Source organism: Halorhodospira halochloris (assembly GCF_002356555.2).
Taxonomy (GTDB): domain Bacteria; phylum Pseudomonadota; class Gammaproteobacteria; order Nitrococcales; family Halorhodospiraceae; genus Halorhodospira; species Halorhodospira halochloris.
In genome coordinates, this window is sequence record NZ_AP017372.2 from 2,276,534 (window position 1) to 2,300,558 (window position 24,025).

Genomic DNA, 24,025 nt, shown 5'->3' on the forward strand with positions numbered 1-24,025 from the left:
ATTTCGGTGATGCGGCATGCGCGAGTGTGCACGGATCCGCGAAGGTAGCATGTTCAATGTGACAGGCCCTACTGCTAGCCCTGGGCCCGGAACCGCAAAGCGCTCACTGGCCTTGCTTGGTTATAACCGGTATGATCGTGAAGATAGTCAGGGGGTCTTTAAAAATGAGAATAGAGTGCAGATGCCAGCTTATGTTAAGTATTCGGGCACCTCAATTTCTGTCAAACCCCCTTGTAGATATCTGTTTTGAAAGGGGTTATAGAGCCGAGGAGTCTGAATCTGGCCCTGTTTGAGAAGGGATTAAGACGTTTCCTGAGCGTTGGCTCCGCAGTCGCAGCAGAGTCTGAATCTGGCCCTGTTTGAGAAGGGATTAAGACCCCCGTGACATAGAACATTGCAATTGGTTGAGTAAGTCTGAATCTGGCCCTGTTTGAGAAGGGATTAAGACGATCTGTATCTTGAATGGGCACTCCCACCCGACCAGTCTGAATCTGGCCCTGTTTGAGAAGGGATTAAAACAGCGACAGGTGGTGCTAATAACATTTTTGTCCGGACTGAATCCGGCTCGCCGTAAGCACTTAATATTGACAGATTAAATACATCTGCAAGCTGCCGATACCTTAAAATCTCAGAATTTTTTTTCAAGCAAAAATGCTTAAATCTAAGCATCATATAAAATAAATAAACGATGATTCCCTTATTGCCATTGCGTTTGCATTACCGTGCTGAGCAACAGGTTAAGTTGCCATTTTTTCCGGGTTCTATCTGGCGTAGCGCCTTAGGTTACCGACTGCGCCGTGCTAGCTGTGTGACAGGAGCGGAGCGTTGTGATGGATGTTTAGCCGCCACCCATTGTGCTTATGGCCAGCTGTTTGAAACACCAACGCAGGCCGTTACTGCGAGGACCCACCCCTACAGCGAAGAAGTTAGTGCGGAAAAATTACTTAAAAACTACCCTAAAGCTCCCCACCCTTTTGTTCTCTCACCGGTAAGCCCAGGGGGTGAATATTCTGCCGGGAGTGAAATAGAGGTAGAGCTAATTTTGCTTAACCCTGCCCTGCGCTGGATGCCTACGCTATTACCTGTGTTGCATAACCTCCAGCTTAAGCGCTCAAAGCTAAAGCTCCAGAGGATTAGCCTAGTTAATACAGATGGGTTGGCAGCCAGCGGGGCAGACAACAAAATCAACGTCACAGCAGAAGAGCTGCTCAAGATAAATGAATTAGCAACGCCGCAACATCCTCCCCATCCTCCAGAATTTATAACCATCAGAGTGCAGCAGCACCCTTTGCGGTTGCGGCGCAAAAACCGCTATGTGGGCTCCGAACAATTCGATCCTGGAGTTTTTATCTCTGCCCTGCTGCGCAGAGCTTCCATGCTCAACAGTATAACTAGCCAAGCAACTGAAACTGATTTTAGATACCTGACTCAGCTCGGCCGATCAATCGGTCTGAACCGATCAGAGCTGCATTGGTTTGATTGGCACCGTCACTCAACACCACAAGATCGCCGTGTGCCGATGGGAGGCCTACTTGGAGAGTTTCAACTTGATTCAGTCCCAGAGGAGATATGGCCTTGGGTTTGGTTAGGACAATGGTTGCACGTAGGCAAAGGCGCTGTGATGGGTATGGGCCGCTATCAGCTAGCAGAATACGCCGCTGATAATTAGATCTACTTGTTCTTAGTAAACCCATTACAACAATGGAGCATTAAGGGTGCACACACTTGTCTCATTCATTGGTCGCACTAGACGCCCTGAGCAGGGTTATGAGCGCATCGCTTATAATTTTCCCGATGGTGCTGTACAGAATGGCATTGCCTTCATTGGCAATGGCGTTGCCCAATACACTAAGCCTGACCGACTGGTAATTCTCGGCACCTCGGGGAGCATGTGGGATCAGGTAATCGTTGACTACCCGGAAGTCAAACTGGGTGAGGAGAAGGATCTCGCGCTCTCAGATAGTGTTGATAATCAAGCGACCACTGCCGAGCAACTTTCTGAGGTAGCAGCTGCACTTAGCGAAACGGCCTCTTTTACGGTGGATTTGCGCTTGATCCCCGAAACACCTGGCATGGAGCAGACTTGGGAGATTCTCCACACCCTAGTTGATGCCACCTCAGGCAGCGATCGGCTAACCATAGACATCACGCACGGCTTCCGCCACCTACCTATGGTAGCGATGATGGCAGCGCTTTATCGCCGCACTCTAGATGATTCCCAGAGCTTCAGCGTCGATGCCTTGTGGTATGCCCAGCTACCGCCAGGCGCCAAAGAGGCCGAGATGCACAACATCGTCGGCATTCTAGCGCTCGCTGACTGGATGGAGGCGATCCAGCACAGCCGCACCACAGGAGATTTGTCGCGAGTTGCCGAGCTTCTGCGCGAAGAGGCCCCAGAAATTGCCGAAAACCTGGCCCAGGGAAGCTTTAAGGAGACGATTCACCAAGGGACTCAGGCCAGAGGTCCTTATCGCAAGGCACGTAAAACTTTGAGCGAGACTACCCTACCGGGACCGGCCGGTCTTTTCCAGCCAATCTTAGAGGATCAGATAAGCTGGGTTGACGGTCAGCATCTGCATGTTCGTCAAGCCGCTCACGCCCGCAGCGCACTGGAGCGCAAGGACTACCTGCGTGCTGCGCTCTATGGTTACGAAGCCTTTGTTACGCAGCTGACGCGGGAGCATCACTCGATAGAACAACTCGACCACCACGAGAAACGGAAAGCTGCAAGTGATGCATTTGCTGAGAGCTGCCAAGGCCGGAGCAAAGAAGATCCAAAATGCCGTGCCTTTCATCAATTGCGTCAGTTACGCAACGCCCTCGCCCACGGCGATCAGCCCAAACATGCCGATGTCCAGGCTGCACTACACAGCCCGCAAGCTCTGCATAAACTGTTGAGCGAGGCCTTGGACCGGTTACTACCGTAGCCAGGCAGTGTCCTGAAATGAGCAACTTTTCTTATCCGGCACTAACCTGTTGCTCGTATAGAGATAAGCGTTAAAAAGCTTTGAATAAACCGAAGTGGCCTTGTTTTCGCTAGGCTAGACGGGTTAAGCATTTGTCAAAGCCGCATTGCTAGCCTGCTCCAGTATTCTAGTTCATCTTCTGGTAATTGACCTGGCGAGCGCCAACCCATTTCCCCTAGTTCGGCCCCTGGCTTGGGCCTATCAATACCAGCAACTGCCTCCCACACCATCCCCAAATGCACCAATCCTACTTCCGTCTTCTCTTCATTGATCAAGCCCAAAAACTCTAGCCTCTCTGGCGTAAATCCATTTAATTCCTCTTCCAGTTCTCTATAAGCAGCTCTTTCAAGCGCTTTAGCTGCGTCTGAGTCATCTGCTGCTGAACAATCCCCTTCGTCAACATGGCCCCCTAGCCCAACAGACCATAAGCCGTGGAGGCGTTGCTCACTGCCTTGGCGCTTATAGACAGCATAACTCCCCTGCGAATCACGCAGGCGCACATACGCAATTAATTGCTTGTATGCGTGATCATACTCTGCCTGTGAGCGCTCTAACCAAAGAGTACCGGCTGTCGATATAACTTCTTTGACCTCGCCCCACGTCGACCGCAATGCGCCCTCGTGCGGTAGCCAGCTATCCGGCAAATCCTGTCGCGGCACAACCAAAACTTTCCCTTTACCCATTACTCAATAGCTCCATCCTGCACTGCCTCGATTATTTTTTTCTCTGCCTCAATCAAATGAGAGCGGCGTTGCTCCTGACCGCAAAATGCGGCTTGATAGCCATTGCGGATAATCTGCAGGATGTGCCAAGCGCTTAAACCGCCGGGGGTCATCTGCGCTGCCGTCAGGAATTCTTCGCTTAAGCTAGTTCTAGATATGCCGGGGTTATCCGTGTTGATGCTCACCCGAAGACCAGCCTCAAGGTATGAGCTTAGTGGGTATTTGCGCTCTTCTTGGGGCGAGTAATGGGGATGATAATAGCCACGTATCTGGCGATTACTAGACGGACACATCTCCAGCGCTATGCGCCGATCCCTGAAGCGGTCGATCAGATCCGGGTACTCCTTAAGGGTCAAACCATGACCTATACGATCAGCTGACAGCTCATAAACCGCCTCCCAGATATTCTCGGCTCTCTCGCCCTCCCCCGCATGGATAGTCATGCGCACAACCCGCTCATGCAAGGGGAGAAAATACTCTCTCATTGCCGCAGGCTGCATTGCATGTTCTGCCCCGGCAAGGTCAAAACCGACAAACCGCTCCCTAAAGCTCTTACTGTTATCGAACCAGTGTAGGGCAAGCTCGATATGTTCCTTGGTCTGTTCTGGATCGCGATGGCGGCTAGCAATGAACAGCAAACGAACATCACAATCCTCTATGCGCTCTGCCTCCTCAACAAGGATGCGAACCACATCGTCCTTATCTAAGTCGCCTCTGACATAATTTAGGGGTGAGCAGCGCAGCTCTAGGTAACCAATCCGCTCCCGACGGCATATTGCACCTAGCTCTGCCATCGCTGCACGCAGCGTTTTCTCAGACTGCAAGAGCCCAGAGCCTTGTAAGTTGCCTAGTTCCTCATAGCTCTCTATGCCGACAGCAGTAAACTGGCTGGGCTGCTGGTAAACACCATAGAGCAGTGAATCAAGCAATTGCGGGTTATCCCTGAAGGCATACAGCAGTGCTGCTACCGAGAGTGGCTGTGTAACTGAGAAGTTATCCCGTAAAGGCTTTCCGCTCAGAGAGCCGCCGGGGAGAAGGCTCTTCAAGTATGGGATGTTACCTGACCTAATCGCCGTCTCCATATCCCGGCGCCAAATCGCGAATTCTCGATTGCGCCTATCTTCAGCAGCCAAATCATCGGCCATCGCTTCGGCTACTCTAATCATCCCCGCACTATCAAGAATACCCCCAAGGTGGCAATGCAATTCGGCTTTAGGTAAGCGGCGCAACCAAGCTAGCTCCTGCTCTTGCTTGTGTTGATCGCAGCCAAGCCGCGTTTGGCGTAACTTTTCTACAGTTTGCGGCGACAAGCCATAAAGGGCACGGAAATTGCCTAGTTTTTCATGAGCCGAGACCTGTAAGCGGTAGTTAGCAAGCAAGGCCTCAGCCCGCTTTTGGCGTTCCTTAACCCAAGCGTGGAGATCATCTTGGGCGGGCACAGACTCAATGGAGAATCTTTGCTGATCGCCAAAGCCAGGAAGGGGGAAGCGCTCTTCAAATTCGCAATCAAGCTCCTGGAAGCTGTTCAGTAAAGCCTCATTCCCCGGTAAATCCCCGTTAGTTACCAAAGGTCTAATGCTATCTGCGAACTCTTTTGGTAGAGGCTGACACAGGCTTTGGAAGGATAAGCTGTTAAATTGCTCACGTTCTTGTTTTGCAAAGCGGTCCACTACATGCAATAGAGCGTCGGCGCCAAACAAATGTGCAGCCTGCTGGAGTTCAGCACTCATAGTCTTGCGGCCGCCGGCGAGCGCGAAATACAAGCAGCTATTGTTCCGGCGAGTATGAAGACGGGCATGTAGTGCCACGCGGTAGATTAGATCCGCCATGGCACGGTTCTCTCCAGGAGTGAAGAGCTCTTCTATCCCCTTGATGTACCAGCAACGCATTTCTATAGGCTCGGGCAGGTACTGTTGCCACTGGCATAAATTCTGCCATTCTTCAATGCCACCTTCGGTGGTGATTATCCAAAGTGACTGTACCGGCCTTAGACCATAGTCTTTCCGTTCTTCTTGTATATCGCCTGCAGCACTGGAGTGCTCATACAAAGGTGCTGCGCCCGGATTGGTATAGGCGAAAATTTCAGGCAAAACCTGCCAGGTAGTCCCAAGCGTAGCCACCAGTGTGTTCATGGAAGATCTCTGCTCTTACCCATCGTTTAGTGCTTGGCGAGTCATTTGCTCACCCACCCCAATAAAATAGGTTTTTAGGCCGAATTGTAGCACTTGCAAGCTTGCCGCTTGCCACGATCTGGGCTTAAGCGTGGCAGTTTATATTGAGGCTCTCTGCCTAGCTTAAAGAGTTAACATAAATGGCTCGCAAGCTTTTTCTAGCTGCCTACGATGTGCGCTGTCCACAACGCCTGACCAAATCCGTCCGGGTCATCAAGGGTTACGCTAGTGGTGGTCAGAAATCTGCCTATGAGTGCTGGCTAACCCAGGCAGAGCAAGAGGAATTACACCTACAGATGGCGAATGTTATTGACCCGAGGGTAGATCAGTTTGCCTTACTTCCCCTTGAGCCGCGTAAGCCATTGGTAACTCTTGGAGCAGCCGAAGAGCCAGCGGATCCAGACTTCTTTTACTTCGGATGAAAGGCGGTATGTCATGTCCCATGCAGAGCCGCGCACTATCTATATAAATGCTGATCGCGTAAACGTCCGCCACGAGGACTCCGCGCTGCGAGTAAATCGCCCTGGCAAAGCGGCCACCTATATCCCCATTGTGCGTATCGGCCGTGCGGTGATTCGAGGTTGTGGCGGCGAGGAGCTATTAGGTGCCTGCTTGGCTTTAGCTAGAGCCGGAGTAGTAATACATTTCCAGGATGGCAACGGTCAACAAAGTGCCTGGCTACAGCCATCTGGTGAGCCAAAGAACCAACCAGCGCAGGAGCTAGCGGCCCTTATCGGTGAACATACGGCCCTAGGGCCTTACCACTGGTGGCGCGATGCACAGCGTCGCCACTGCTGGAGCATGGTTTTTCGCCACTCGCCTAAGGGGGACTTTCACTCTGGCTGTAAAAGGCTAGAGAAATACCTGCGTAAACTTAGCCCGCTGCACTGGATAGATCATGAGATCGAGGCCCTTAGCCGCGATCTGCGCAGCTGGCTACAAGCGGAGATACATCGTAGGGGCTGGAATAGCGTCTGCCGGGTTTTGGCTGCTCAAGGCGAGGACTTAGAAAGTGAGTTATATCGCTGCTTATACATTCCTCTGCTTTGGCGCTTCGTCAGGTGGCGGCGACAACAGTCACTAGAAATCAGTGAGTACAAGCGGTTGGAGTTTGTTGAGCTACAATTAGCCAATCCAATCCCTCGTCAGCTCTACCGCCATCTCCATGCTCTGACCGAAGAGTACTATGTCAGTTGGCATAAAATGAGCAAAAACAAGGTTCAAGCTGATGAGTGAGCACCCTGTAAATCATCTCGTCTGCTACGACATTAGGGATCCCCGTCGCCTGCGCCGCGTGCATCGTAAGATGAAGGAGTGGGGAACGCCGCTACAGTATAGTGTCTTTTACTGCCGCCTTGTCCCTAGTGCGCGCCAACAACTTGCCGAAGTGCTGCGCCATGAAATTGATGAAAGAGTTGATGATGTACGTATATATGCTCTGCAGAATCGCGCTCAGGGCACTTACCAGGGCCCTGCCCCCTTGCCGGTCGGATTAATCCTGCCTGGACTGTACCTAAAGGAGCAATTCCCTGGGCAGTGACACTAGCTGTCAACCACTCCCTAGCCTGGATGGCAAGGTTGCCGAGTGAATATACCCGCGATTTAGATGCCAACCTGTAAGCCAGTAACCTTAAACAAGAGGTAAGGCTTGTGGGTACGCTCTACATAGATCGGCGCGGGACCAAGCTAGATTATGCCCATAAAGCGCTTTTAATCCGAGAACCTGATAAACAACCTCGCTCCGTACCATTGAACCTTCTGGAGCGCCTTGTGGTTATCGGCAACGTGGAACTCACCAGCAATGTGCTCACGAACCTTGGGGCGTCCGGCATAGGGGTTACCTTTATGCCCGCTCGCGGTCAAAATCGCAGTTCTTTCATGCGCAGCGAGAGCCATGGCGACTCCACTCGCCGCTTAGGTCAGTATGAACTAGCTACTACCCAGCCGAACGATCCTGTTTGGGCTATTAAGTTAATTCGCCTGCGCCTAGCCAGCCAACATCGCTTACTCCATCAGGCTTTAATCCACCGACCAGAGCAGCGTCAACCGATCTTCTGCGCCTTAGAGGAAATCGATAGAATGCGCTCCCACTTGCGCCACTCATCGCAGTCACTGACTCTCGAACAATCCCGCGGCTACGAAGGATCAGCCACTGCTGCCTTTTTTCGAGGCTACACATCGTTATTTCCGGAATCCTTAGGCTTTAAGAGCAGGAACCGTCGCCCCCCACGCGATCCAGTAAACGCCATTCTCTCGTTGGGCTATGCTCTCGCCCACGGCGATGCCCTAAGAGCAACGATGGCAAGCGGCTTAGATCCGGCGATCGGATTTCTCCATCAACCTGCCTGGGGAAGAGACTCTTTAGCTTGCGATCTAACGGAGATAGCCCGCTCCCGGGTAGAGCAACTAACCTGGCACCTATTCGCGAATCGTTCGCTGAGGGCCGGCGACTTTAGTACCGACTCTGACGGCGAGGGTGTTCGACTGCGCAAGTCAGCAAGATGCAACTTTTTCGCATGTTGGGAGGCCCATGCAAAGCTTCACCGCCGTTGGCAAAAGCGGGCAGCAAATACTATAGCATCCCACTGCTTGCACTTAGGCAAGTCACTCAATCCGGGTAATAGTGAATATGACTGAGTTTGAGTTGCTTGTGCGCCAACAAGCTAGATCCAAAAAGATACCGATGGCGGAGGTTGCAAGGCGTTCTCGATTGAGCCGTCAATCCCTTTACAATATTTGTAACTGCACTAGCCATCCGAAGTTGCAAACATTCGTAGACTTAGCTCACGCCCTAGACATTAGCCCTATGGTCTTGCTCGAAGCTTACTTGCAAAGCGCTGACAAGGAAGAGCAACCATAAAGGTATGGCGATTATAGGTTTTTTGTTATAGCATCACTTACGGATGGGGAAGGATCTTTAAAAATGAGAATAGAGTGCAGATGCCAGCGTATGTTAAGTATTCGGGCACCTCGATTTCTGTCAAACCCCCTTGTAGCTATCTGTTTTGAAAGGGCTTATAGAGCCGAGGAGTCTGAATCTGGCCCTGTTTGAGAAGGGATTAAGACCTGTTCTGTTCCCCTTGGTTGAGTATCATTCTGCTGTCTGAATCTGGCCCTGTTTGAGAAGGGATTAAGACGTTTCGATCAGCGGGTCATCAAAACCCTTCCGGCGAATGTCTGAATCTGGCCCTGTTTGAGAAGGGATTAAGACCGGCTTCCGTCTGAGCGACTTCCCGCTCCATCTCCGTCTGAATCTGGCCCTGTTTGAGAAGGGATTAAGACGCCATATCATCGTCAGTATCCTCCCTGAAGCCTAGTCTGAATCTGGCCCTGTTTGAGAAGGGATTAAGACTCCAACTCTTTGAGGACCTTGCTTGGGTTGAATTTGTCTGAATCTGGCCCTGTTTGAGAAGGGATTAAGACTGCGAGCAGGTATTGACCAACCAATATAGGGCTCTTTGCCCTTGACATTTGCCTGTCAACACCACTCAGCCAACTAAGTTATGCACAAGGCTCAATGCTTGCGATTTGGACCAATAATCAGCCTGTGATAAAGCGCAAGACCCACTTTGTATCCTGAATTACAGTCATAAGCCACTGATTTTAATGTCCCCACTGCCTGCCTGAACAAAAACTATCCAAACCCGCCAAATGCCCGTTCTTATTAGGCAGATGGAAAATCTCCACAAAGTTTTCCACAGCTTTTGTGGACAACTTCGGTAGCTCTCCCGCCTTCTGATCCACCTACTCTAAGGCCGCGCCCACCCTTAGGCTCTTCAATTGACATGAGCACTTGAGCATCTCCTTTACCGCTCAGCCTCCGCTCTCCCCTCCCCTCTCGCTTGCCCCGTTCACCCCATCTATCTACCATGTCTGATTACAATCCACCTTCCCGTTAGCAGGCATCAATGGCTCATCAAGAGGATTCGGACACTGACAGACCAACTGCGCCAGTTAAGCTTTCAACTTGGATGGCAATCGACTCTCAGCGCATCCTGGAGCGTGCTGAAAGCGCGTTAGATGATCCGGAACTATTGCGAACAAAACGGTATTACTGTACCGACTCATGGCGGCTTGCCAGGTGATAAAAAGAAGCGCTGAAAAGAAGCTCCAAATAATCAATAACGGGGAGTAATATGACGACGTTAGATAGCACCAAGGCCTCACTGAATGATCTGCTGCGAGAAATTCGCGAGAGCAAGGTCCAACTCCCTGACTTCCATCGCGGCTGGGTCTGGGATGATGACCACATCCGCGACTTGCTGGTGAGCATCGCACGCTCCTTTTGCCGCCATCTGCACAAACATCTGCCTCGCAACCTCAAAGGCCTGCTCATCATCAAAGGCCTCAAAATCCCCCTGCGCCTCAAGCAAGCCCTCGGGAGTATCTGGATACCGGTAAGTTGCAGTGCAGACGCTCACCCCGGAAGGTCGGCAGCAAACCCGCACCTCAGGCCCCTGCTCTGCGCCCTCATCTAGCAACACCAAAATCTGGCCTAGTTTAGGATGAACAAACAACTTACAGAAGTTTGGCGGCTGACCTGCATTTGCCTCTGTAGTGGATTGACTGACTCTCTCGCTCATAACTGGCCATTGGAAGCTGGACACAAAAGGTAAGGATAGCAAGATCGCTCAAGGCAAAGTTGACCAGACAAGCCTGCTACCCCCGGTGGATGTGGGGTAAGACCACTGCCATGCTGGCCGCCGGCCGCGGCCGACGACTCCCCGTCCGTCACCACGGACGCTCGCCGGGGGTATCCAGCCAGGGCCAGCTACCATCCGCGCCCGAACTGGCCCGCATCAGCACCACCGGGCGGGCCTCGATGTGGGCCAGACGCCGATAGAGCCCGAAGCGCAGGGCTTCCGGGCTGGTGTGCTCCGAGGGCGTGACAAGCAGTTCCAGGACCAGATAAGGCCCGACCTTTGTCATGCGCACCGCCTCCGATGGCAGCCCCAGGTCAGATGTCGCCTGCAGCACCTCTTCGCGCATTGCGGCCGGCGGCGCGGCAAGGACCAACTCCCGGACCGCGGCGCTCGTCATGCGCAGGGGCACCCAGATGAAGTAGCCTGCAACCAGCGCGACCATGGCCGGATCGGCGTACACTGCCCAATCTGCCCACGCTGTCCGCTCAAGGGCGTAGGCGGCCGCGAAACCGAGCAGGATCGCGACGCTCAGTACGGTGTCCATCCGCCACTGCTCAAAATCCGCAGCCACCAGCCCCGACTCGTTGCGGGCCAGGGACCAACGCAGATAGACCGTGCAGGAAAAGCAGGCGATCAACCCAATCATGGTGAAAGCGATGGCGATGTCCAGATCAATCTGCGAGCCGCCGGTGAGCAGCGCATGCAGCGCCGACGCCAGCGAGACCAGGCAGAGCAGCGTAATGGTCACGCCTTTGACAGCGATGACCAGCGGCTCCAGGGCTGCGTAGCCGAAAGGGAAGTGTCGGTTGCCCGGCTGACGGACCAGTCGCGCCACGTAGAGCGCCAGCATCGAGAGTACTAGACTGATCAGCGAGTAGGCGCCATCGAAGAGGATCATCAGTGAGTCCATCCACAGGCCGAGGCCGATGCCGGCGGCAGCGAACAGTGCCGCGATGATCACCGAAACGGTCAGCGACGTGTTTTCCCTCGACAGAAACTCCTTCATAATCCCTCCAGTACCATTTCATAAGGATTCTAGGACGAGCCGGTGAGCCAGCCCAGTCGCTGAGCGACGGCTTTTCCGTCGCTGGAATGAGGCCATGCGGATTGAGCAGATCGAGAGTGTCCTGGCAGTGGTGGAGAGCGGCTCTGTTGCCGCCGCGGCTCGCAGGCTGGGTCAAAGCCGCACTACGGTGAGCACAGCAATTTCGGCCCTGGAGGATGAACTGGGCGTGACCCTGTTCGAGCGCTCTGGCAACCGGCTCGAACTCAGCCCCGTGGGCGGGGCGATCCTTACCGATTGCCGGCGGCTGCAGCAGGTGGCCGATCAGATTCGCTCCCGTTGTCTCCATCACCTCAGCGGCGCCGAGTCGCGGCTGTGCATCGCCCGGGACGACGCCCTGCCCGAGTCCCTGTGGCGTGAGCTGCTTCGCCGATTGAAGGAGCGCTACCCGCAGACCAGCGTCTCGGTCTATGTCGCCCCACCCCAGGAGTTGCCCGCCCTGGTCGAGCGCCAGTCGGTGGATGTCGCCTACGGCCTGATCCCGCCCTCGCTGAGCTTCGGCTATCACCACCTGCGCGAGATCGCAGACGTGCTCATGCACACCGTGGCCGCCGCCGAGCACCCGCTGGCGCGCATGCCGCGGGTCACCCAGGATGATCTGGTCCTGCACACGGAGGTCACGCTTGCCTACATGGGCACGTCTACCCTTGTTGCGGAATCACCGGAGACCGCCAACTACCTGGCGTTTACCCAGTTCGAGATCATGCGCGATGTGGTCATGGAGGGCTCCGGCTGGGCGGACCTCCCGCTGCCCTTGATCGCGGAGCCATTGAACCGGGGCGAACTGCGGGTCATCCGTCACCCGGAGGCGACGTGGTGGATGACCCTCTCGGCCCTGGAGACCGACCAGGCCCACGGCCGCCCGGTGGTGACGTGGATGGGCAATGCCCTGGAGGCGTGCTTCACTCAGTGGGGGCTGGCTGAGCCTGCCGTATCAACACCCGCCGTATCCGCCGATCTGAACGAGCAGAAGGAACCATGAAGCCCCTGTTCCGGCCAAAAGATTTCGGACACCAATTTCTGCAGCTTACCTAATCATACTTCTGCCGTAACTGCGCCATTCTATCCGCTACTGTTGTCTGACAGAGAGCCTTCTACTTCGGAGCTTTCGGCACGCAGAGCCAGCATGGCATCGGCCTCTGCATAGCGCATCCGGGCTCGGGCAGCAATCACATCATCTACGCTGGGCTTGCGATTGCCGGCATTGCGCAAAACATTCTCCGCATCCTGCCAGGAGACATAAGTGTGGGCGGCAAAGTAGTCACGGTCGTTCATTAACCCCCCCTCTGCAAAGATAACACTGCCCTGTCGGTGTTTTTCGGTTATTGAAGGTCCCCTCACGAAACACTGCAGGTGTGAAAGTGATTGAGTAGACAGCAAACCCATACGACAGAGAATAAGATAATTCAACTTGCTACAGAGCCTCGGAAATGGCGTTCCTCTTGATATCCTTGGACACCGATGTCCACATCTCTTCAACGAAGCCTGGATCCTCTATAATCACACTCAACTCATCGTTGACTGAGAAAGCGTTGGAGAGCCAGTTAAAGCTTCCGATGGTACAAGCCGAGTCAACCAGAAGTAGTTTGGAGTGGTTTTTGAAGTGCGCAAGGGTCATGCTGTCCTTTTGGTTACGAGCCAGTTCTATAAGGCCCTTCTCCGCCGGAGTTGCCTCGCCCGACGATTGAGCCACTTCCTGCCGGGACTTATAACCCCAGCCGATGTAGATTTTAACCCCACGTTTGGCAGCATTGCGCAGAGCTCGGCGCATGGTATTGTCGAAGCCGTATCTGGTTACCCACCCGCTCAGGATGATGATGCGCTTCTGGGCAGAGCGAACTTGCTGAAGAAGCTCTTGACGGTGTTGCTTCGTCCCGCGGACCAGGCGAGTTGGGCGGACGCCTTTAGCAGGCGCGGCAGCACTGAAGTTATCTTGTAGATCCCGCATTGAAGTGCGCAAAGCCTCGTTCTCCTCGAGTAAGCGCGCACTGCACTCTTTCCAGCGATTGTAATAATAAACTGTTGCGACACCGGCCAGTCCTACCAAGACGATAAGCGTTAGCTGGAAGCTTGCAAGCTGCCCGCTCAGGGAGTAGCCAACAAACAGCGCTGAAAGCCCGAGCGTCCATGCGAGCCAAAAGAGAACTACGCCGAGGCCTACTTGCAACGCTTTCTTGTATGAGATGAAGACGAGCGGCAGTAGAAAGCCAGCCAGGATTGTTAGTGCAATAAACGCTTGCCAATTTAGTGCGGACATAGGTCATCCTCTTTTTTTATGGTCAAAGGCAAGGCTGCAGCTATATAGCGCTTCGGCAACCTGCACATACAGCGCCGGGGATCCTCGTCTGGCTTTGTCATGCCTTGATGCAAATGATGATCCGAGAAATTCTGGCCCAACGACATTTTAGGCCATATGAAGTGGTGCATAGGGCTAATGCTGCATTTTGTCTAAGGGGTGTCTAGCCACAGCACCGCCCCCTAATCAACCAACCCCCTCCAACACCCTCAACTCATACGCCACACCACTCGCTTTCACCGCCTCTACACTCTCCCTGGCTTTCTCAGCGCTATTGGCAGCGCCGGTTACCTCAGGATAATGAGCCCACTCCCCCTTGATATCCATCGCCACCCAATCGACCCACGGCAGTGCCTCCTGTAGCAGCTGTGGGTAGCTACCAGCAGTGTGCAGCACGACTTTAAAACCAAGATCACGCACCGCCTTTACAGCATCAAAAATAGCCGGCTGCATGGTCGGCTCACCTCCGGAGAAGACCACCGCATCAAGCTGACCCTGGCTACGGCACAGCAACTCCTGCAGATCTGCCCACCCCAGCTGATTCACCCCGCGAGCTGGCACTAAACTGCGCGCCCTCTTGCGGCCGTTATCACTGGGGTTGCGCGTACCAATTACTGCAACCTATGGGCTTGCTAAAAGATCCTTGCGCCCGCCGCAGTAAAGTAGCGCTAGTGGGTGCTCGGCATCGTAAAGCTGTGGTGGATAGCCAGCGCTGCCGCGCAGCAACACATCAAAATTATCGACACCGCCGGCGTGTAAAGTCTCGATCACTAGGCGAGCTTGGTGCGCGCCTGCTGGGAAGTGGCGAAATCGGCTAACTGTGCCCGAGGATTTTGGCGGAACAGATCCGCTAACCATTTGAAACTAGCTTTGCGGTTCAGCCAAAGGGTTTCGTATGCGCCCATCTCCAGCGGTGCAACTGGCGCCGCTTCGGTCTCTTATCTGCTGCCGATATCAAACGCCAGTTGCACTGCTGGTTCTCCTCTACCTACATGACTGCCCCAGCACAGCGTTCTCCTAACTGAAGCGCTTCAGACCGGGGCCGGTAAAAGCTCCGGGAAGGGCCTCCATTACTAGGCTTAAGACTGGCAATCTGTCTATACCGTGGCAAAGATTCAAAAGCACGCCGGCTAGCATCTTCGGCTGCACTAAAACGATCCAGTGCCAAAAGAAGACCCACCCCAGGAACACGATTACCATCGGTGATTCCCTCAATGGCACTAAACATGTAGTGAAGCAATAACCAAGCCTCAAGGTCCTCTTCCTTCAGTAAAGAGAGTTCCTTCTCAAGCAATAGCTTGTTTAAGCTAGCATGCTCACGAGCCTGGAAAGGCAACATACCAAGCACATCCCGAGCTACCTTGCCCAAATCATGCAAAAGCGCACTCACCAATAGGCACTGCCGGCTCACCCCGTTTTGATGACCCCAAGTCAACATATCCAAACCGTGAACTATTTGCAGAGAGTGTTTAAGCAACCCTCCTGGTTCCACATGGTGGCAATCAACACTGGCTGGCTTGCTGACGAAAGCCCGGGTTCTCTTCTGGTCGGCAAAAACACGCTCCAGAAAACGCCGCAAGGCGGGATTTGTGATCTCACGGTTGACCACTTCATACAGCCTATAGAGCAAACCAGGTACAGGACATAGCCGATGAGGAAGCAGTTGCAGCGTTGAATACTCATCAATCTGCTCAAGCTTATCCACTCGGTTATACCACCCACCATGGAGGGCCTGGGTCAGAGTTACGGTAACCCTCACAACACTACCTTCCCAAGGTGGGCATGGCTGCCCGAACTCATCCATTGGCGCCAAGTAAAGAACCTTTAGGCTGCCCGAACAATCTTCTAGCTCGAGCTCATGCAGATTGACCATTCTGATCCGGGGATTCACCTGCGCTACCCGATACTCACCGGACCAAGGGACATCAGCCTTTTCGGGTGTAAACTTGATCAGTTTCATGTCAACACCTCCACCCGGCGCTGCAGCCGGTCCACAAAAAGCCTGAACAGAATCTGCGCCACGGCTTGATCCTCCAAATCCAGCTGCAGGAGCAACCAATCCTCCAGCGCTTCCTGCAGGGGTTGTCCTTCCCGTGCTCCTACTGCTGCCCGTAGCACATCCGAATCCTCGCTTGCGAAAGCACTGAGCAGCACTTGCGCCATCTCTTCGACCGCAGCCGGCACTATATAGGCGCTGAAGCCTGGCCCCTTAATTTGAGTCACTTTCATCTCCCACCCCCTGTACTTCATCGCCTGCCATTTCACATACGCCCTGCACCGGCCCGAGCTGAGCCGATAACAGCCTCTCTATTGCCGACCCATCACGCCGTGTCAGGTTGGGGACATAGCGCGAATAGACGGTAAAGAGCATCTTCGTGTCGCTATGGCCCATCTGCTGGGCTATCCACTCCGGCGACTCGCCAGAGGCGAGCCAGAGCGTGGCCGCGGTGTGCCGGGTCTGGTACGGCCGCCGGCGTCGTAAACCAGCAGCCTTCAGCGCCGGATACCAGACTCGATTAGACAGATTGTTGTACTGGATCGGCCCTCCCCCCCCCTCGCGAACACTTTAGGCCCATCTTAGGCCGCAAGTGGGCCAAGACGGCAAGAACCTAATCCCTGCATTTGCTTTTTGGCCGCTGACCCGAGTGAGACCCTTGATCCAGGCCGGGATATGACGTCTTTTAACTCAACACGTTACGACAGATGTTGACATTTCCACAGCTATCTGTAGACTACCTCCTCGTAGCTATAGGCGCGTAGCTCAGCTGGTTAGAGCACCACCTTGACATGGTGGGGGTCGGTGGTTCGAGTCCACTCGCGCCTACCAGTTCCATGGCTTCATCAATCCTTACCGATACAAACGCCATAAAAATGCATGTGGCCCCTCGTATAGGCCACCACTGTGGAGACTCTCACTAAGCATGCCGAACATCACACTTCCCGACGGTTCAGTCAAAAGCTTCGACAACCCTCCCACCATCCACGAAATAGCCACCTCGATCGGTAGCAAGCTGGCCAAGGACGCCGTTGCTGGGCGCATTGATGGGGAGCTAGTCGACCTCACCTGTACCGTAGACCGCGACGCTCAGGTCGAAATAGTCACCGCCAAAGATGACGACGGGCTCGAGATCATCCGCCACTCCACCGCCCACTTGATGGCGCAGGCGGTAAAACAGCTCCACCCCGAGATGCAGGTCACCATCGGCCCTACCGTCGAGAACGGCTTTTACTACGACTTTGCCGGCGAGCACAGCATATCCGAGGACCAGCTGGAGGCCATCGAACAGCGCATGAGCGAACTCGCCGAGGCTGACCAACCGGTCGAGCGGGAAGTCTGGGATCGGCAGGCGGCCAAAGAGTTCTTCCTCGAGCAAGGCGAGACCTACAAAGCGCAAATAATCGACGAACTGCCGGAGGGCGAGGCTGTCAGCGTCTACCGTCAGGGCGATTTCGTCGACCTGTGCCGCGGCCCCCATGTGCCGAGCACCGGCAAGCTCAAGGCCTTTAAGCTCACCAAGGTAGCCGGTGCCTATTGGCGTGGCGACCAGAACAATGAGATGCTCCAGCGCCTCTACGGCACCGCTTGGGGGGATCGCAAACAGCTCAAGGCCTATCTTCAGCGCCTCGAAGAGGCCGAGAAGCGCGACCATCGGCGCTTAGCCCGCAGCCTCGACCTCTTTCATGTGCAGGAAGAGTCACCTGGGATGGTCTTCTGGCACCCACGCGGTTGGCAGCTTTACCTCACCGTAGAGAGCTACATCCGCGATCTGATGCGCAACAACGGCTATCACGAAGTGCGCACCCCGATGCTCGTCGATCGCAGCCTGTGGGAGCGCTCCGGGCACTGGGAGATGTTCGCCAGCAACATGTTCGTCACCGAATCGGAATCGCGTGACTATGCGGTAAAGCCGATGAACTGCCCATGCCACGTAGAAATCTACAAGCAAGGGCTGAAGAGCTACCGTGAATTGCCGCTGCGCCTGGCCGAATTCGGCTCCTGCCATCGCAACGAGCCTTCCGGCACCCTCCACGGACTCATGCGGGTGCGCGGATTCGTGCAGGATGACGCCCATATCTTCTGCACCGAAGAGCAGATCCAGAGCGAGGTGCGCGCCTTCATTGACCTGGTGCACACCGCCTATCGCCATTTCGGCTTTAACGAGGTCATCATTGCCCTATCGACCCGCCCGGATGAGCGGGTCGGCGACGATGCCGTGTGGGACAAGGCCGAACAGGCGCTTGCCCAAGCCCTGGAAGACCACGGCCTGAACTATACCGTCCAGCCCGGCGAGGGGGCCTTTTACGGCCCCAAGATAGAGTTCTCCCTGCGTGACTGCCTGGAACGGGTCTGGCAACTCGGCACAATCCAGGTCGACTTCTCCATGCCGGGGCGTCTCGGCGCGCAGTATGTCGACGAGGACGGCGAGCGGCGCACCCCCGTTATGCTCCATCGCGCCATACTGGGCTCGCTGGAACGGTTCATCGGTATACTCATCGAACACTACGGCGGCGCCTTGCCAACCTGGCTCGCGCCGGTTCAAGTTGCAGTGCTTAACATCACTGATCGCCAGGCCGATTATGCGCAACAAATCGCCGCATCTTTAAGAGAATACGGCTTTAGAGCCGATGTTGACTTGAGGAATGAGAAAATCGGCTATAAAATCCGCGAACATACACTGCAGAAAGTGCCTTACATGCTCGTGCTCGGGGACCGGGAGATGGATACACAAACCGTAGCCGTGCGCATGCGAGATGGCACGGATCTCGGTTCCATGGGCTATGAGGAGCTGGTGGCGCGACTGCAACAAGATATTTCGCACCCCGGCTGCAATACGGAGGATTAGAGGATCGCAACCAAAGCGAAACGCGGTCAGCGAGCAAGTGGCGGTGATCGCCGCATAAATGACCAGATCACAGTGCCCCAGGTACGCCTCATCAGTAGTGAAGGCGAACAGGTGGGGGTAGTAGCCACTGAAGAGGCCCTCGCACAGGCGGAAGAAGAAGGGCTTGACCTAGTAGAGATCGACGGTAACGCTGAGCCCCCTGTCTGCCGAGCTATGGACTACGGCAAGTTCAAGTTCGAGCAGAGCAAGAAACAGCAGGCTGCGCGCAAGAAACAAAAGCAGATCCAGGTCAAAGAAGTTAAGCTCCGCCCCGGAACCGACGAAGGCGACTTCCAGGTAAAGCTGCGTAACTTACGCCGCTTCTTGGAGGATGGCGATAAGGCTAAGGTAACCATCAGATTCCGCGGCCGTGAGATGGCCCACCAGGAACTCGGCAAGCGCCTGCTTGATAGAGTTGAGCAAGAGCTCGAGGATATAGCAGTTGTAGACCAGCGCCCACGTATGGAGGGGCGCCTGATGGTCATGATGATGAGTCCCCGCAAGGGCAAGTAAAACCACAGTCTCATTGGCGGGCGCGCACCGCTTGCAGGTGTCGCGCTCGCTTCTTTTTGTTACAACGGGAGGCAGATCATGCCCAAGATGAAGACCAATCGTGGCGCAGCTAAGCGCTTCAAGGTAAGACCGTCCGGGCGGATCGTCCGTGCCCGCTCGAACCACAGTCACATCCTGACCAAAAAGGACCCGAAGCGTAAGCGTCGCCTCTGTGAGCTTACCGAGGTTCATGACAGCGACGCGCCAATGGTAAGGCGCATGCTCGCTAAGTAATTTTGGTCTCGCCAAGCTAAATTGAAGGGAGCATCCCATGGCAAGAGTAAAGCGTGGCGTTGAAAGTCGCGCCAAACACAAGAAGGTTCTCAAGGCGGCCAAAGGCTACTATGGCATGCGGCGCAAGTCGTTCCGTATTGCTCGTCAGCAGGTCATCAAATCCGGTCAGTACGCCTATCGGGACCGCCGTCAACGCAAGCGTGAGTTTCGCCAGCTGTGGATCCAGCGTATCAATGCGGCTGCCCGCCAAAACGGCCTTTCCTATAGCCGCATGATGAATGGCTTGCACCAAGCCGGCATAGAAGTCGATCGTAAGCAACTGGCCGATATAGCCGTAAACGATCCACAAGCGTTTACCGCCCTGGCAGAGCGGGCGCAGGGCGCCCTGGCCAGCTAAGGCGGGTCGGCACCGGTATGGGGGCGGCAGGACATCCAGACGATCTGGAGAGCTTAACGCGCGAGGCCGAGGCGGCAATTGACGCAGCTGCCGATCCTGGTGAGCTTGACTCGGTCAGGGTCACTTACCTGGGCAAGAAGGGCAAGCTGACCGCCCTTCTCAAAGGTCTGGGTCGACTGCCGGCTGAGCAACGTCCAGAGGCAGGCGCGGCAATCAATGCTGCCAAGGACAGACTCAACGAGCGGCTTGAGAGTCGGCGCAGCGAACTTGAGCGCGCTGATCTTGAGCGGCGCCTGCAGGCAGAACGGATAGATGTCTCCCTGCCCGGGCGAGGGATGGAACGGGGTGCCTTGCACCCGGTTACCCGGACTTTGCAGCGCATAGAGGCGATATTCGCCGGGGCTGGATACAGCAGTGCCGACGGTCCTGAGGTTGAGGATGACCGCCATAACTTTGAGGCCCTTAACATCCCTGCCCACCATCCGGCGCGGGCCATGCACGATACCTTTTACTTCGATGCCAGTCGCCTGCTGCGCACCCACACATCGCCGGTACAAATCCGTGTCATGGAGCGCGACGGCGCTCCGGTGCGGGTTATAGCCCCGGGGCGTGTCTACCGCTGCGACTCGGACCTAACCCATACCCCGATGTTCCATCAGGTGGAGGGGCTCCTGGTAGATCGCCAAGTGAGCCTGGCTGATCTAAAAGGCGTGTTGCACGAATTCTTGAGCGCATTCTTCGAGCGCTCGGTAGCGGTACGCTTTCGCCCGTCATATTTCCCCTTTACCGAACCATCAGCCGAGGTCGATGTCGAGTGCGTAATTTGCGGCGGTGATGGCTGCCGGGTCTGCAAGCAAAGTGGCTGGCTTGAGGTGATGGGGTGCGGCATGGTCCACCCGGCGGTTTTTGAGCATGTCGGGATAGACCCTGAACAATGGACCGGTTACGCATTTGGCATGGGCGTAGAGCGCTTAGCCATGCTGCGTTATGGCGTTGATGATCTGCGCCTGTTTTTCGACAACGATCTCCGCTTCCTCGGCCAATTCCGGTGAACTCCCATGCGTGTAAGTGAGCAATGGTTACGCGAGTTGGTCAACCCGCCACTCTCTTCGCAACAACTTGCCCAGGCGCTGACCATGGCAGGCCTGGAAGTCGACTCCGTGGAGCCTGCAGCTCCGCAATTTCAAGGCATAGTAATCGGCGAAATCACCTCCTGCGCCGCGCATCCTGATGCCGATAATTTGCAAGTTTGCCGAGTCAGGATCGACCAAAATGCGGAGCAATTTGAGGTTGTTTGCGCCGCCCCTAACGCTCGCCCCGGCATCCGGGTGCCTTTTGCTCCGGTAGGTGCTCAGTTACCCGATGGCCGCGAAGTGGAAGCTGCCGAAGTGCGCGGCAAGAAGTCATCCGGCATGCTTTGCTCAGCGGCTGAGCTAGGGTTAAGTGATGATCACAGCGGACTGCTGGAAATAACCCCCGACCTACCCCTAGGAGCCGACCTGCGGGTAGCCCTAGACCTCGATGACACCATTTTTGACATTGATCTAACCCCCAACCGCGCCGACTGCCTAGGCATGACCGGAGTGGCCAGGGAAGTCTCGGCCATTACCAAGACGCCATTCCGCGGACTACAAACAATAAACATAGGCGCGGATCGCAAGGATAGCGTAGCTGTTGAATTAGCCAGCCCAGCGGACTGCTCACGCTACTGCGGCCGAGTGATAAGAGGCATCAACCCGCAAGCCCCCACGCCCACTTGGCTGCGTGAGCGGTTGCGCCGTGCCGGGATAAGGAGCGTATCGGCGGTTGTCGATATCACCAATTACGTCATGCTCGAACTCGGCCAGCCCATGCACGCCTTCGATCTCAATAAGCTGCAACCACCGATTGTTGTGCGTCGAGCTCAGCCTAATGAAAAGCTCGAACTGCTTGGCGGCGAACAGAATGTAGAGCTCGATGAAGATGTGCTAGTCATTACCGATCAGAGTGGGCCGATCGCATTTGCTGGGGTGATGGGGGGCGCCGCTACCGCAGTGAATGACCAGACCCAAGACATATTTCTCGAAGCGGCTTTTTTCAATCCTGCTACTATCGCTGGCAGAGCTCGAAGGTACGGTTTGCACACCGACTCATCCCACCGCTTCGAGCGCGGCGTAGACTTTGCCGCTGCTGCCAAAGCCTCTGAAAGGGCCACCAGCCTTGTCTGTGAGATATGCGGCGGTTCCCCCGGACCGCTTGATGACACGTTTGATCCCAGCGCGCTGCCCCGGCGCAGTCCAATCAAACTGCGTCGCCAACGACTTGAATCACTCCTCGGCTGGTCGCTAGATGACCCAACTGTGACAAGCATGCTCGAGAGCCTGGGAACTGATCCGCAACAGCTTGATGATGGATGGCGCGTGCAGCCTCCTAGTTGGCGCTTTGACCTGGAGCGCGAAGTCGACCTGATCGAGGAGGTGGCCAGGCTCTATGGTTACAACTCCATCCCCGAGCGCCCCCTCCAGGCACCACTGCATGTGGCCTCTGCGCCCGAGCAAGAGATCGGCCCCGAGCAGCTCAAACAGACCCTTGTGGAGCGGGGCTATTACGAGGCGATAACCTACTCATTTGTTGATCCTGCCCTGCAGCAGCAAATCGACCCTGATAGTCAAGCCCTGCCCTTGGCCAATCCACTCTCCGCAGAACTAGCGGTAATGCGCACCACCCTTTGGCCTGGGCTGCTCAAAGCGGCGCAGCACAATCAACACCGCCAACATGAGCGGGTTCGTTTGTTCGAGCTGGGCGGCGTATTTTACGGTGATCTCGACAATCTAGCCCAAACCTCTCGCCTAGCGGGTGTTTGCTGCGGCCCATTGTTGAAAGAGCAGTGGGACGGTTCGCGGCGGGCAGCGGACTTTTTCGATGTAAAGGCCGATCTTGAGGCGCTGTTAGTGCGCACCGGCAATATGGACGAATTCACCTTTGTTGCTGATACAAACCCTGCCCTCCACCCCGGCCAATCAGCCCGCATTGACATGCGTGGTCAGCCGGTGGGATGGATCGGCACGCTGCACCCCGCACACGCCACGACCCTGGAACTATCCGCTAACACCGTACTGTTTGAGATCGACTACTCAGCACTTGCCGCAGCCAGGTTGCCCGAATTCCAGGCTATATCCCGTTATCCAGCGGTACGTCGCGATATAGCAGTGGTTGTAGATAATGAAATCAGCACCGATGATCTGCTGCGAGCAGCGCGCGCGCAAGCCGGTGATCTCCTCGTAGACTTGGTCCTATTCGATATTTACCGTGGCAAAGGTATCCCGGAAGGCTCTAAAAGTGTTGCCATGGGCTTGATTTTGCAGGATTATTGCCGCACGCTAACAGAAGAGGATGTAGAGCGAACTACCCAGGCCGTTTTAAAACACCTGCAGGACGAGTACCAAGCGAGCTTGAGAGGGGGATAGGATGTCTTTAACTAAGGCTGACATTGCCGAGCGGCTTTTTGAGGAGTTAGGCTTAAACAAGCGCGAGGCTAAAGAGTTGGTCGAGCTCTTTTTCGAAGAGATCCGTGTAGCACTAGAGAGTGGCGAACCAGTAAAGCTCTCTGGATTCGGTAACTTTGAACTACGCGATAAAAACCAAAGACCGGGACGTAACCCCAAAACCGGAGAGGAGATTCCGATATCAGCTCGGCGCGTGGTGACGTTTCGCCCCGGCCAAAAACTAAAGAGCCGTGTCGAGGGCTATGCCGGAACCACAGAAGAATAACCAGGATGAGCTGCAGCCGATACCGGCAAAGCGCTATTTCACTATTGGTGAAGTCAGTGATCTGTGCGCGGTCAAGCCCCACGTCCTCAGGTACTGGGAGCAGGAGTTCCCCCAACTCAAGCCGGTAAAGCGTCGCGGCAACAGGCGTTACTATCAACGTCAGGACGTCATCTTAATCAGGCGTATCCGCGCCCTCCTTTACGATGAAGGCTTTACAATTGGGGGCGCTAGACAGAAGTTGGAAAGCGGTGAAGAGCGTGAGGATACGCGCGAAAGCAAGCAGGTTATCCGGCAGATGCGCTCTGAACTTGAATCGGTGCTCAATATCCTAAAAAGATGAGGCTTGCC

26 protein-coding genes, 1 tRNA gene, 1 pseudogene and 1 CRISPR repeat array are annotated in these 24,025 nt (G+C 55.1%); of the genes and pseudogenes, 17 read left to right on the plus strand and 11 right to left on the minus strand.

The features are described from left to right. Positions 1–1,042: 1,042 nt before the first annotated feature. Complete coding sequence (gene cas6 / locus HH1059_RS13505; RefSeq protein ID WP_162549510.1) at positions 1,043–1,669, plus strand: CRISPR system precrRNA processing endoribonuclease RAMP protein Cas6; 627 nt, start codon at positions 1,043–1,045, stop codon at positions 1,667–1,669. Positions 1,670–1,715: 46 nt separating this feature from the next. Beyond that, positions 1,716–2,927 (plus strand): TIGR02221 family CRISPR-associated protein, encoded by a 1,212-nt coding sequence (csx2, locus tag HH1059_RS10280; RefSeq protein ID WP_096410067.1) that lies wholly within the window; start codon positions 1,716–1,718, stop codon positions 2,925–2,927. Positions 2,928–3,061: 134 nt separating this feature from the next. On the opposite strand, the gene HH1059_RS10285 is transcribed toward csx2, so the two are convergent. Together HH1059_RS10285 and HH1059_RS10290 are read right to left on the minus strand one after the other, a co-directional pair. Next, positions 3,062–3,649, minus strand: a complete 588-nt coding sequence (locus HH1059_RS10285; protein WP_096410068.1) for an NUDIX domain-containing protein — start codon at positions 3,647–3,649, stop codon at positions 3,062–3,064. Next, positions 3,649–5,820: a CRISPR-associated ring nuclease gene (locus HH1059_RS10290; protein ID WP_096410069.1), complete on the minus strand. Its 2,172-nt coding sequence runs from the start codon at positions 5,818–5,820 to the stop codon at positions 3,649–3,651. Before HH1059_RS10290 ends, HH1059_RS10285 begins: the two co-directional genes overlap by 1 nt. Before the next feature lie 179 nt (positions 5,821–5,999). On the opposite strand from HH1059_RS10290, the gene HH1059_RS10295 reads away from it, so the two are divergent. The 5 genes from HH1059_RS10295 to HH1059_RS14135 all read left to right on the plus strand — a co-directional run bounded on the left by HH1059_RS10295 (position 6,000) and on the right by HH1059_RS14135 (position 8,719). Further along, entirely contained in the window at positions 6,000–6,281 is a 282-nt protein-coding gene (locus HH1059_RS10295; protein WP_096410070.1) for a CRISPR-associated endonuclease Cas2, read from the plus strand. Positions 6,282–6,294: 13 nt separating this feature from the next. Then, positions 6,295–7,095, plus strand: coding sequence for a CRISPR-associated endonuclease Cas1 (locus HH1059_RS10300; protein ID WP_096410071.1), 801 nt, complete (start codon positions 6,295–6,297; stop codon positions 7,093–7,095). Continuing rightward, the gene (gene cas2, locus HH1059_RS10305; protein ID WP_096410072.1) at positions 7,088–7,399 is read left to right on the plus strand and encodes a CRISPR-associated endonuclease Cas2; all 312 of its coding nucleotides are present in this window, start codon (positions 7,088–7,090) and stop codon (positions 7,397–7,399) included. Before HH1059_RS10300 ends, cas2 begins: the two co-directional genes overlap by 8 nt. 110 nt (positions 7,400–7,509) lie before the next feature. Next, entirely contained in the window at positions 7,510–8,496 is a 987-nt protein-coding gene (gene cas1 / locus HH1059_RS10310; protein ID WP_096410073.1) for a CRISPR-associated endonuclease Cas1, read from the plus strand. Beyond that, positions 8,489–8,719 carry a helix-turn-helix domain-containing protein gene (locus HH1059_RS14135; RefSeq protein ID WP_096410074.1) on the plus strand — a complete coding sequence of 77 codons (231 nt, stop codon included), beginning with the start codon at positions 8,489–8,491 and terminating at the stop codon, positions 8,717–8,719. The genes cas1 and HH1059_RS14135 overlap by 8 nt, the downstream gene beginning before the upstream one ends. Positions 8,720–8,889: 170 nt before the next feature. Beyond that, positions 8,890–9,282: a CRISPR direct-repeat array (repeat unit 36 nt; unit sequence GTCTGAATCTGGCCCTGTTTGAGAAGGGATTAAGAC). A 740-nt stretch (positions 9,283–10,022) separates the two neighbouring features. Here HH1059_RS14135 and HH1059_RS13510 read toward each other — a convergent pair. Further along, positions 10,023–10,442, minus strand: a complete 420-nt coding sequence (locus HH1059_RS13510) for a hypothetical protein (protein ID WP_162549511.1) — start codon at positions 10,440–10,442, stop codon at positions 10,023–10,025. A 148-nt stretch (positions 10,443–10,590) separates the two neighbouring features. Further along, positions 10,591–11,508, minus strand: a complete 918-nt coding sequence (locus HH1059_RS10325; protein WP_096410076.1) for a cation diffusion facilitator family transporter — start codon at positions 11,506–11,508, stop codon at positions 10,591–10,593. Between the two features lie 94 nt (positions 11,509–11,602). Between HH1059_RS10325 and HH1059_RS10330 the strand changes: the two genes are divergently transcribed. Beyond that, on the plus strand, positions 11,603–12,547 hold the full coding sequence (locus HH1059_RS10330; protein ID WP_096410077.1) for a LysR family transcriptional regulator: 945 nt from the start codon (positions 11,603–11,605) through the stop codon (positions 12,545–12,547). A gap of 80 nt (positions 12,548–12,627) precedes the next feature. Here the strand turns inward: HH1059_RS10330 and HH1059_RS10335 are convergent, their stop codons facing one another. From HH1059_RS10335 to HH1059_RS10360, 7 genes and pseudogenes are all read right to left on the minus strand, one after another. Next, positions 12,628–12,840, minus strand: a complete 213-nt coding sequence (locus tag HH1059_RS10335) for a hypothetical protein (RefSeq protein WP_096410078.1) — start codon at positions 12,838–12,840, stop codon at positions 12,628–12,630. Between the two features lie 139 nt (positions 12,841–12,979). Further along, on the minus strand, positions 12,980–13,822 hold the full coding sequence (locus tag HH1059_RS10340; RefSeq protein ID WP_096410079.1) for a phospholipase D-like domain-containing protein: 843 nt from the start codon (positions 13,820–13,822) through the stop codon (positions 12,980–12,982). Between the two features lie 225 nt (positions 13,823–14,047). Continuing rightward, positions 14,048–14,422, minus strand: coding sequence for a radical SAM protein (locus HH1059_RS10345; protein WP_109962899.1), 375 nt, complete (start codon positions 14,420–14,422; stop codon positions 14,048–14,050). A 60-nt stretch (positions 14,423–14,482) separates the two neighbouring features. Then, positions 14,483–14,632 (minus strand): hypothetical protein, encoded by a 150-nt coding sequence (locus HH1059_RS13515; protein ID WP_162549512.1) that lies wholly within the window; start codon positions 14,630–14,632, stop codon positions 14,483–14,485. Between the two features lie 217 nt (positions 14,633–14,849). Then, complete coding sequence (locus HH1059_RS10350; RefSeq protein ID WP_096410081.1) at positions 14,850–15,821, minus strand: hypothetical protein; 972 nt, start codon at positions 15,819–15,821, stop codon at positions 14,850–14,852. Next, positions 15,818–16,084: a hypothetical protein gene (locus HH1059_RS10355; RefSeq protein ID WP_162549513.1), complete on the minus strand. Its 267-nt coding sequence runs from the start codon at positions 16,082–16,084 to the stop codon at positions 15,818–15,820. The genes HH1059_RS10350 and HH1059_RS10355 overlap by 4 nt, the downstream gene beginning before the upstream one ends. Next, positions 16,071–16,409, minus strand: a pseudogene (locus HH1059_RS10360) (site-specific integrase); the annotation flags it as partial. The pseudogene HH1059_RS10360 and the gene HH1059_RS10355, both read right to left, overlap by 14 nt. 202 nt (positions 16,410–16,611) lie before the next feature. Here HH1059_RS10360 and HH1059_RS10365 point away from each other — a divergent pair. The 9 genes from HH1059_RS10365 to HH1059_RS10405 all read left to right on the plus strand — a co-directional run bounded on the left by HH1059_RS10365 (position 16,612) and on the right by HH1059_RS10405 (position 24,017). Further along, a tRNA-Val gene (locus HH1059_RS10365) sits at positions 16,612–16,688 on the plus strand. A 94-nt stretch (positions 16,689–16,782) separates the two neighbouring features. Continuing rightward, positions 16,783–18,705: a threonine--tRNA ligase gene (gene thrS / locus HH1059_RS10370; protein WP_096410083.1), complete on the plus strand. Its 1,923-nt coding sequence runs from the start codon at positions 16,783–16,785 to the stop codon at positions 18,703–18,705. Between the two features lie 54 nt (positions 18,706–18,759). Further along, positions 18,760–19,257 carry a translation initiation factor IF-3 gene (infC, locus tag HH1059_RS10375; RefSeq protein WP_338018635.1) on the plus strand — a complete coding sequence of 166 codons (498 nt, stop codon included), beginning with the start codon at positions 18,760–18,762 and terminating at the stop codon, positions 19,255–19,257. Positions 19,258–19,335: 78 nt separating this feature from the next. Further along, positions 19,336–19,530, plus strand: a complete 195-nt coding sequence (gene rpmI / locus HH1059_RS10380; protein WP_096410085.1) for a 50S ribosomal protein L35 — start codon at positions 19,336–19,338, stop codon at positions 19,528–19,530. A 37-nt stretch (positions 19,531–19,567) separates the two neighbouring features. After that, complete coding sequence (gene rplT, locus HH1059_RS10385) at positions 19,568–19,927, plus strand: 50S ribosomal protein L20 (protein ID WP_096410086.1); 360 nt, start codon at positions 19,568–19,570, stop codon at positions 19,925–19,927. Positions 19,928–19,944: 17 nt separating this feature from the next. Further along, a complete protein-coding gene (pheS, locus tag HH1059_RS10390; protein WP_096410087.1) occupies positions 19,945–20,979 on the plus strand; it encodes a phenylalanine--tRNA ligase subunit alpha in 1,035 nt (344 codons plus the stop codon). A gap of 6 nt (positions 20,980–20,985) precedes the next feature. Beyond that, positions 20,986–23,373 carry a phenylalanine--tRNA ligase subunit beta gene (gene pheT / locus HH1059_RS10395; RefSeq protein WP_096410088.1) on the plus strand — a complete coding sequence of 796 codons (2,388 nt, stop codon included), beginning with the start codon at positions 20,986–20,988 and terminating at the stop codon, positions 23,371–23,373. 1 nt (position 23,374) lies between these two features. Then, on the plus strand, positions 23,375–23,677 hold the full coding sequence (gene ihfA, locus HH1059_RS10400; RefSeq protein WP_096410089.1) for an integration host factor subunit alpha: 303 nt from the start codon (positions 23,375–23,377) through the stop codon (positions 23,675–23,677). After that, positions 23,655–24,017, plus strand: a complete 363-nt coding sequence (locus HH1059_RS10405) for a MerR family transcriptional regulator (RefSeq protein ID WP_096410090.1) — start codon at positions 23,655–23,657, stop codon at positions 24,015–24,017. The genes ihfA and HH1059_RS10405 overlap by 23 nt, the downstream gene beginning before the upstream one ends. Positions 24,018–24,025 lie beyond the last annotated feature (8 nt).